This is a genomic window from Streptomyces sp. UNOC14_S4, from assembly GCF_020740835.1.
Classification (GTDB): domain Bacteria; phylum Actinomycetota; class Actinomycetes; order Streptomycetales; family Streptomycetaceae; genus Streptomyces.
Map to the genome: position 1 here is coordinate 1 of NZ_JAINFC010000523.1, position 5,147 is coordinate 5,147.

Sequence of the window (5,147 nt, forward strand, 5' to 3'; positions counted from 1 at the left end):
GGGGCAGGGACGGGAGCCGGAGGAGGACGTCGAGGCGGGCCGCCGCGTCCCACAAGGCGGCGGTGGGCCACGCCTGCTGCCCGCCGGGGCTGGTGACCATGGGATTCTCCGTGTGGATCGGGTGTGGGATCGGGGCGTGCACCGGGGCGCGGGACCGGGTGCGGGGGGTCAGCCGACGACGAGCCGGGTCAGGGCCGTGGCGGCGGCCCCGAGGACGACGACGAGCAGGGTCGGCCACTTCCGCCAGATGCCGAAGGCCCCCACCAGGAGCCCGGCCACCCGGGCGTCGAGCACCAACGCCTTTCCGCTGCCGAACATCTGAGTGGATATCAGGGCCGCCAGCAGGGTGGGGGCCATCAGCGTCACCACCCGCTGCATGGCGTCCGGAAGCTCCTCGCCGCCCAGCAGCACCGGGCCCGTGGCCTTCAGCGTCATGGAGACGGCGCCCACCAGCAGCACTGCGAGCCACAGTCCGCTCATTTCTTCAACCCCAGGAGACAGGCGGCCGTCGCCGCGATCAACGGGACGCCGGGCGACGCGAACGGCACCAGCGTCAGGGTGATCGCCACACCCAGGGCCGACGCCACCAGCGCCTTGCGGCTGGTGATCTGCCCCTTGAGCAGGGCCATGAAGAGCACGGGGGAGACCACGTCGAGGCCGAAGCGCTCGGGATCGCCCAGATAGCGCGCGCCCAGCACACCGACGGCGGTGCCGCCGACCCACGCGGCGTACACCAGGACGCCCGCGCCGAGCAGCCGCCCCCGGGAGTAGCGGCCGCCTCCGACGTGGCCCACGGCCCACGACTCGTCGACCACCAACTGGGCCGACAGGAAGCGCTTGAGCACGCCGCCCGTCATCGCCGGGGCCACACTGATGCCGATCGGCAGATAGCGCGAGTTGAGCAGGACGGCCGCCACGATCGCCGCGGCCACGCCGCCGCCGGTGCCCAGCACCGAGGCGGCCGCGAACTGCGCGGAGCCCGCGAAGGTCGTCAGCGACATCACCAGCGGCGCCAGCACCCCCATGCCCGCGGCACGGGCGACCACGCCGAACGACACGGCGAAGCCGAACACCGCGATCGCGAGCGGCACGGCCGCCCGCAGCCCCTGCACCGCTTCCTCCCGGAAGACGGTGGAGGGAGAATGTGTTTCCGCAGCGGGAACGGGGGTGGCAGTGGTGGGTAACTCTTGTTGTGAATCCATCGAGCCCTCTGCTTCACAAGCGGGCGGCACACGTGGGGCAAATACACGTAGGGCAAACGCGAGCAGGACAAACAGGTGCGGCGCCGTGGAACCGCGAGTGCGGTGCCGCCGACAGACAGCCATAGTACGGAGTCATGGTGCGGTTTACTAGTTACTCAGAGGCTTCGGTGACGCTGGCTGAAGACCTGGTCAACACGTACAACATTGTGCGGAACGTAGAGAAAATGCCGGAAGTTGACGGCTTGTCCGCCCTCTTCGAGCGCTACGGCATGCCCCTCGACGCCCCGCTGACCGAGGCCGACCTCGCCGCGGCCCACCGGCTGCGCCCGGTGTTCCGCGAGGTCTTCGCCGCCCCCGACGAGGCCACCGCCGTCACCCTGCTCAACCGCATTCTCGCCGGGCACCACGCCGTCCCCCACTACACCGACCACGACGGCACCTGGCACCTCCACGTGGCCGCCCCCGACGCCGCCCCCGTCGACCGCTACGCTGCCAACGCGGCCATGGCCCTGCTCACCGTCGTCACCACCGCCGGCGTCGACCGCCTCCACGTCTGCGTCGGCAACCGCTGCGCCGAGGTCTTCGTCGACGTCTCCCGCAACCAGTCCCGCCGCTTCTGCTCCCCCGCCATCTGCGGCAACCGCGCCTCGGCCGCCGCCCACCGCGCCCGCAGGAAGAAGGCGGCGGCGGTCCAGGGCGGCTGAACCCGCGCGGGCTTCCAGCGAACCGGTCCGTGCCGCCCGGGCGCGGTCCGGGCGAAGGCCGGACGGTCCCCGGTCATGGGGTTCCCCGGAGGGGTGCGGGGCCGGTTCGCTGGAAGCCTGCGGTGACACGGGGGTGAGGGCGATGGACGTCAATGGTGCGGGTGCGCCGGTCGCGGCGGCCGTCGGGGTGGCCGGGACCCTGCTGTCGGCCCTCCTCACCCAGCGCGCCGCCGCGCGCGGACGGCGGCGTGAGCAGGAGCGCGCGGAACGTGCGGAACGGGTGCGGGCGCGGGCGCGGGAGGACGAGGAACGGCGGGCCTGTTACGTCGCCCTCAACACCGCCTCCCGGCAGTATCTGGCCGCCCTCACCGACCACTTGTACGCCCTGGCCCGCGCGGAGGATCCACGCGCGGTACGGCAGCGCCTCACCGAGGCCAGGGATCTGCACCGGGACGTGTACGCGGAGGCCCAGGTGCGGCTGCCCGACCCCGTACTCGCCCTGGCCGGCGAGGTCACCCGCGCGCTCGGCACCGCCTACGGCCGGCTCCGGCGCCTGGACGACGGCGTCCCGCGCCCGGGCGACTCGCTCGACGCAGTCCGGGCGGAGATCGACGCGCTGTGGGAACGGCTGCGGGAGCTGCGGGGCGGGATGCGGGCGGACCTGGGAGCGCCGAGGGCGCCCCGGCCGGGCCCGCCCGGCACCGGCCGGCCGCTCCGCCGCTGAGCCCGGCGCCCTGCCGCTTGTCGGCCGCTTGTCGTCGTGCGACGCGTGGTGCCATCGTGGGCCGCATGGAGCCACCGTCCCTCGACCACGCGGCACTTCTCCCGGAGTTACAGGCGGTCCGGCGAGCCGGACTGCTGAGGCTGCGCGGCCGTGCGCTGCCCGCCCTGGAGGCGGCCGCCGCCGCGACGGCGCCCGCGCGCACCCGCGAGGGCGCCGTGGAGGCACTGCTGCGCCGCGCGGTGGAGCGGCTCGACGCGGGCACGCTGCGGACCGCCGCCGAGTACACCCTGGGCCTGGCGCAGGGCACCCGGGACTGGCCCGCGTCCTCCCGCCGGGCCCGCGCGGCCGAGGTGTACCGGGTCAGCGAGGAGCGCTTCCGCAAGCACCACGAGGTGATGGTGCTCGGGCAGGTGGCCGAGCACATCGTGGAACTGGTGGAGAGCGGCGGCGAGCCGGACGAGGGCGGCTGGGAGGGCGACACCCACCGGACCGTGGACGTCCTGGTGGCCGGCCGGACCGTGCGCCTCACCCTCCACATCCACTCCGTCGACCTGCTGCGGGACGTGGACGTGGTGGTCTCCCCGGCCAACACCTACTTCGCGCTGTCCGAGCCGTACAAGTCCTCGGTCTCCGCCTCGCTGCGCCGGGCCGCCTCCGTGCGCGGGGTGACCGGCGAGCTGCTGGACGACCCCGTCCACGACGAACTGCGCGCGTGGGCGGCCCGGCAGGGCACTTCGGGGCGCCCGGTGCTGCCGGGCACGGTGGCGCCGACCGGTTCGGGAGCCATGGCCGAGTGCGGCGTACGGCGGATCTACCACGCGGCGGTGGCCGTGCCCCGGGCCGGGACCAACGACTACGACGTGCTGCCCGCCGACATCACCCGCGCCACCTCGCGCGTGCTCGCGCTGCTGGCGGAGGAGCGCGACCGGCACACCCCGCCGCTGCGCTCGGTGTGCTTCCCGCTGCTCGGCTCCGGGCGCGGCGGTCTTCCGTACCGGGTGAGCGCGGCCGCCGTGTGGAGCGCCATCGAGGCGGAGCTGGCCCGCGGGGCCTGCTGGGACGTGCACTTCGTGGTGCGTACCCCGGAAGAGGCCCGCGCGGTGGAGCGGATCCCGGCCAGGACCCGCCCGGGGCGCGCCCGGTCCGCGCCCGGCCGTTGCGTTTGACTGGAACCGGCGGGCCGCCCGGGCGGGGGCCGCGGGGGTGCCTTCCCCTCCGGGCGGACCGCTCCGTCGGTATGACGGACCGTCAGTCCCCTATGTCGCGGCTGCGCAGGTCCTCCAGGGTCTCCCTGCGGACCAGGAGGCGGGCGCGGCCTTCGGTGACGGCGATGACGGGCGGGCGGCCCACCAGGTTGTAGGAGGAGGACATCGAGAGGTGGTACGCGCCCGCGGCCGGGACGGCGAGGACGTCGCCGGGGCGGACGTCGGCCGGGAGGCGGACGTCCTCGGCGAGGATGTCGCCCGCCTCGCAGTGGCGGCCCACCACGGTCGTGGCGCGGTCGGCCGCGCGGGACTGGCGGCCGACGAGGCGGACCGTGTAGCGCACGCCGTAGAGCGCGGGGCGCGGGTTGTCGCTCATGCCGCCGTCGACGGCGACGAAGGTGCGGCCGCCGGTCGACTTCACCGCGATCACGCGGTACAGGGCCACGCCCGCCGGGCCCGCTATCCAACGGCCCGGCTCCACGGTCAGCCTGGGCACGGGAAGGCCGAACCGCTCGCATTGCAGGGCGAGTTCGGAGGTGACCCGGGTCGCGTACGTCTCCGGGTCCAGCACGGGGTCGCCGTCGCGGTAGGCGATGGCGAAGCCGCCGCCCAGGTCGAGTTCGGGGAGGGTTACCCCGTGCCGGTCGCGGAGCGCGGCCAGCAGGGGGACGAGGCGGCGCACCGCGGTCACGTACGGGCCGAGGCCCGCGATCTGCGAGCCGAGGTGGCAGTGCAGGCCGACCAGTTCGAGCCGGGGCTGCCCGAGGATCCGCTCGGCCGCGTCCTCGGCCTCCCCGGTCGCGACGGGCAGGCCGAACTTCTGGCCCTCCACGCCCGTACGGACGGCTGCGTGCGCACCGGCCGCCACTCCCGGCACGACCCGCACCAGCACCTTCTGGCGGGCACCCGGCGGCATCAGCGCGGCGAGGGAGGCGATCTCGCCGACGCTGTCGATGACGATCCTGCCGACGCCGAGGCGCAGCGCGGCCTTGAGGTCGGCCGGGCTCTTGGCGTTGCCGTGCAGCACGATCCGCTCGGCGGGGAAGCCGGTGAGCGCGGCGAGCTCCAGCTCGCCCGCGGAACAGACGTCCAGGCTCAGCCCCTCCTCCTCGATCCAGCGGATCATGGCGCGGGAGAGGAAGGCCTTGCCCGCGTACGCGACGTCGGCGCCGGGCAGCGCGGCCCGCCAGGCGCGGGCGCGGGCGCGCACCTCGCCCTCGTCGACGACGTACGACGGGGTGCCGAAGCGGTCGGCGAGCTCGGCGAGCGGTACGCCGCCGACGGCCAGGTCACCGGAGTGCAGGGGGCGGGT

Annotated in this window: 6 protein-coding genes; 3 read left to right on the top strand and 3 right to left on the bottom strand. The window is 74.7% G+C overall.

Annotated elements, in window-relative coordinates:
• Positions 1–168: 168 nt before the first annotated feature.
• Positions 169–480 carry an AzlD domain-containing protein gene (locus K6I34_RS31155; RefSeq protein ID WP_229331183.1) on the bottom strand — a complete coding sequence of 104 codons (312 nt, stop codon included), beginning with the start codon at positions 478–480 and terminating at the stop codon, positions 169–171.
• The gene (locus tag K6I34_RS31160; protein ID WP_229331185.1) at positions 477–1,112 is read right to left on the bottom strand and encodes an AzlC family ABC transporter permease; all 636 of its coding nucleotides are present in this window, start codon (positions 1,110–1,112) and stop codon (positions 477–479) included. The genes K6I34_RS31155 and K6I34_RS31160 overlap by 4 nt, the downstream gene beginning before the upstream one ends.
• Before the next feature lie 224 nt (positions 1,113–1,336).
• On the opposite strand from K6I34_RS31160, the gene K6I34_RS31165 reads away from it, so the two are divergent.
• The 3 genes from K6I34_RS31165 (at position 1,337) to K6I34_RS31175 (ending at position 3,796) form a co-directional block, all read left to right on the top strand.
• Positions 1,337–1,906 (top strand): CGNR zinc finger domain-containing protein, encoded by a 570-nt coding sequence (locus K6I34_RS31165; protein WP_275127194.1) that lies wholly within the window; start codon positions 1,337–1,339, stop codon positions 1,904–1,906.
• 142 nt (positions 1,907–2,048) lie between these two features.
• The gene (locus K6I34_RS31170) at positions 2,049–2,630 is read left to right on the top strand and encodes a hypothetical protein (RefSeq protein WP_229331189.1); all 582 of its coding nucleotides are present in this window, start codon (positions 2,049–2,051) and stop codon (positions 2,628–2,630) included.
• Positions 2,631–2,695: 65 nt separating this feature from the next.
• Positions 2,696–3,796, top strand: coding sequence for a macro domain-containing protein (locus K6I34_RS31175; protein ID WP_229331191.1), 1,101 nt, complete (start codon positions 2,696–2,698; stop codon positions 3,794–3,796).
• A gap of 82 nt (positions 3,797–3,878) precedes the next feature.
• Here the strand turns inward: K6I34_RS31175 and lysA are convergent.
• A partial coding sequence (gene lysA / locus K6I34_RS31180) for a diaminopimelate decarboxylase (RefSeq protein ID WP_229331193.1) occupies positions 3,879–5,147 on the bottom strand: 1,269 nt, incomplete at its 5' end.

Excerpts from the sequence above, each read along its gene's own strand:
- K6I34_RS31155 (WP_229331183.1), bottom strand. The coding sequence starts at position 480 with ATGAGCGGACTGTGGCTCGCAGTGCTGCTGGTGGGCGCCGTCTCCATG.
- K6I34_RS31165 (WP_275127194.1), top strand. The coding sequence starts at position 1,337 with ATGGTGCGGTTTACTAGTTACTCAGAGGCTTCGGTGACGCTGGCTGAA.
- K6I34_RS31170 (WP_229331189.1), top strand. The coding sequence starts at position 2,049 with ATGGACGTCAATGGTGCGGGTGCGCCGGTCGCGGCGGCCGTCGGGGTG.
- K6I34_RS31175 (WP_229331191.1), top strand. The coding sequence starts at position 2,696 with ATGGAGCCACCGTCCCTCGACCACGCGGCACTTCTCCCGGAGTTACAG.